At 73.7% G+C, this 3,549-nt stretch carries 3 protein-coding genes; 2 read left to right on the plus strand and 1 reads right to left on the minus strand.

The features are described from left to right. Positions 1-1,056: DUF6716 putative glycosyltransferase (locus H5J30_RS22340; protein ID WP_309505604.1), on the minus strand; the 1,056-nt coding region annotated here is incomplete at its 3' end. Positions 1,057-1,243: 187 nt separating this feature from the next. Between H5J30_RS22340 and H5J30_RS22345 the strand changes: the two genes are divergently transcribed. Together H5J30_RS22345 and H5J30_RS22350 are read left to right on the plus strand one after the other, a co-directional pair. Then, complete coding sequence (locus H5J30_RS22345; RefSeq protein WP_181789172.1) at positions 1,244-2,224, plus strand: glycosyltransferase family 2 protein; 981 nt, start codon at positions 1,244-1,246, stop codon at positions 2,222-2,224. After that, the coding region (locus H5J30_RS22350; RefSeq protein ID WP_181789173.1) for a polysialyltransferase family glycosyltransferase at positions 2,221-3,549 on the plus strand (1,329 nt) is incomplete at its 3' end. The genes H5J30_RS22345 and H5J30_RS22350, both read left to right, overlap by 4 nt.

Genomic DNA, 3,549 nt, shown 5'->3' on the forward strand with positions numbered 1-3,549 from the left:
GTCGTACGGCTCGGCGGACGCCGCGCCGGGGACGCCCTGGCGGGACAGCCACACGGGGTCGGGCTTGGGCAGGTGGCCGGCGTCCAGCTCGTCCCAGGAGGCGAGGCAGCCGGAGCCGAGGAAGTGGTGGTTGCCCAGCGGCTCGCGTACGCCCAGGTCGGTGAGGACGGCGGTCGGGATGCCGCGGTGCAGGGACTCCAGCGCGGCGGTGGAGCTGACGGTGACGAGGAGGTCGGTGCGGTCGAGGACCTCGCCCATGTTCCCGTACACGAGGCCGCAGTTGGCGGGCAGACCGCCGGGCAGCTTCTGGGCGAGCTTCTGGTACGGGGCCTCTTCGATGTGCGTCGTGTGCTCGCCCGGCCGGCTGCGCAGCTTGACGAGCACCTCCCGCTCCGGATGCCGCTCGGCGTGCCCGGCGGCACGGCGCAGCAGGTACAGGCGGTCCTCGCGGCTGTCCGGCACGGAGGGCTGGACGGCGAAGACGACGGTGTACGGGCGGTCGCCGCCCGGTGCGGTGGCGTCGGTCGGCTCGTACGGCCTGCCGTCGAGGAACGGCAGCGCGCACTCCACGACGCTGTGCGGGGAGGCGCCGACGCCCTCGTAGACCGCCCGGAAGCGCTCGGCGTCCTGCCGGCTGTTGGCCAGCACGATGTCGGCGCCGTTGCGCAGGAGGAGGCCGTCGGAGAGCTTCTCGTACACGACGCCGACGTAGCCGGTGACGACCGCGGGGCGGCGCGCGGCGCCCTGCCAGGCGCGGGCGAGGCCGTGGAGCATGGCCTGCACGGTGCCGCCGACGCAGGACAGGAGCACGACGTCGTAGCGGTCGGGGTCCGCGGCGGCCAGGAACTCGACCGCCGTGACCTCCCTCATCGCGTCCGCGGTGACGCCGACCTCGGCGAGCTGGCGCGCTGTGGGCGTGGCCCTGCCGTGCAGCAGATACCCGTCGAGCACCGCCTCCGGGGCCATGCGGCGAGCGGTGAGCGCGCCCCATTTCCAGCGGGTGTCCGAGTCGGCGAGAACAGCGGTGCGAAGCTGTGACGGGGGGTCGTTGAGCACGCCGCCGACGGTAGGGAGGCATTCCGCTCGGTGGCCCAACACCGGCCGTACAAATGGTTAACAACACGCCGCCGAACGGCGAACCCGCCCGGAGGTGCACGGCGTTCACCATTCCGCCGCCCGGCGTTCACGCCCGCGTCGGGGCAGGGCAAGCCCGGGGCGCGGGCCGGCCTCTAGCATCGCCTGGATGCGTCAACTCTCCGTGATCGTTCCCTTCTACAACGTGCAGGACTACGCGCCCGAGACGCTGGCCTGCCTGCGCGCCAACGCGGCACCGGACACCGAGTTCATCCTGGTCGACGACTGCTCGACGGACCGCACCGGCGAGCTGCTGGAGCAGGCCGCGCGCGACCTGCCGGGCGCCGTGCACGTACGGCATGAGCGCAACGGCGGCCTGGCCACCGCCCGCAACACCGGGCTCGACCGGGTCCGCGGCCGGTACGTGGCGTTCCTCGACGGCGACGACTGGCTCGCCCCCGGCCACTACCGCCGGCTGCTGGCGGCCATCACCGAGCTGGACGTCGACTTCGTACGGACCGACCACGTGCAGTGCACCGCCCGCGCCCGCACCGTCCACCGCGTCCCGCACGGCCGCCGCGGCGTCGTCCAGGACCCCCGCTCCGCGATCCTCCCGGCGACCCACACCACGTCCGTCGACTACGCCTACGCCTGGGCCGGCATCTACCACCGCCGGCTCCTCGACGAGGGCCTGCTGCACTTCCCCGACGGGCTGCGGACGGCCGAGGACCGGCCGTGGATCTGGCGGCTGCACCGCGAGGCCCGTACGTTCGCGGCCGTCGGTCTGCTCGGCGTCTTCTACCGGCGCGGCGTCGCCACCTCCCTCACGCAGATCGGCGACGTGCGCCGGCTCGACTTCCTGCGCGCCTTCGACCAGGTCGTCGAGGAGACGGCGGCCGACCGGGACGCGGAGCTGCTGCTGCCGAAAGCGGTGCGGAACTTCTGCGCGATCATCGCGCACCATCTGAAGAACTGCGAACGGTTCGAGAAGCCCGTGGCGCGCAGACTGCGCGAGATGAGCGCGGAGGCGCTGCGGCGGATGCCCCAGCACGTACTGGCGGAGGCACTGGACGCCATGGACACGGAACGCGCGGAACTGCTGCGCAGGCTGCACCGGCGGACCGCGGGGACGCAGGTGGCCGCCCGATGACCGCCGCCGCGCACCGGCCGCACGGGATCCGCTACGCGCCCGGGCGGCACACCCAGGTCTTCGTGGCCTCCACCCTCTACGGCACCGCGACCCTCGCCGCCGCCCTGGACGCCGGCCTCTTCCCCGCCGCGGACCGCCGCGTCCTGCTGATCACCAACAACGCCGCGAACCCCGAGACCACCCCCGCCGTCGACGCCATGGCCGGCTTCGCGCAGCTGCGTTCCCGCTTCGACGACGTACGCGACTGGAACCACGCCATCCGCCCGCTGCACCCCGCCGCGTGGGAGCCGCGCGCCGAGGACGTACCGCTGTGGGAGCGGCACCTGCGGCTGCTGTGGGACCTGGGCGACGACCGGCTCACGCTCGTCGTGGAGTCCATCCAGGTCAGCCCCGCGCGGGCGCTCGTCCAGCTCTTCCCGGACGCGGCCCTGCACGTCTACGCCGACGGCCTCATGAGCTACGGCCCCACCCGCAACAAGCTCTCCTCCTTTGTCGGCACGCGCGTCGAACGCCTGCTGCACCCGGACCTGCTGCCGGGCGTACGGCCCATGCTGCTCACGGAGTTCGGGGTGCCGCCGGAGATCGTGCCGGCGGAAGAGCTGAAGAAGGTGCTGGCCGAGCTGTCGGCCGCCGCCGACCTCGACCTGCCCGCCGCAGGGCCCGCGGCAGGGCCCGCCGCAGAGTCCTCCGGGGGTCCCGCCGAAGGTTCCTCGCCCGCACTCCTCCTGGGCCAGTACCTCTCGGCGCTGAAGATCCTCACCGCGGCGGAGGAAGAGGAGCTGCACGTACGGATGCTGCGCGGCGCGGCGGGCCTGGGCCACCGCGACGTGGTGTTCAAGCCGCACCCGATGGCGCCCGCGCGGGTCTCGCGGCTGCTGGAGGACGAGGCGGACAGCCTCGGCGTCACACTGACGGTGCTCGACTCCCCGGTGCTCGCGGAGGTGCTGTACGAGCGGCTGCGCCCGGCGCTGGTGGCGGGCGCGTTCTCCACGGCGCTGATGACGGCGTCGACGCTGTACGGGCTGCCGGTGGCGACCCTCGGCACCGGCACGCTGCTGGAACGGCTGACCCCGTACGAGAACAGCAACCGCGTCCCCGTCACGATCGCCGACGCGCTGCTGCCGTCGCTGGACGACCCGGAGGCGGTACGCGGTTGGCGGGCGCCGACCGCGGCGGAGGCGCAGGAGAAGCTGGGCGGGCTGCTGACGGCGGTGGGCTTCACGATGCAGCCGCGGATCTACGCGCGGCGGCGGCCGGAGGCCGAGCGGTGGCTGGCGGCGGAGCTGGACGCCGAGACGTGGCGGTACTTCAAACGGCGCCGGCTG

It is taken from the genome of Streptomyces phytophilus (assembly GCF_013870535.1).
GTDB lineage: Bacteria > Actinomycetota > Actinomycetes > Streptomycetales > Streptomycetaceae > Streptomyces > Streptomyces phytophilus.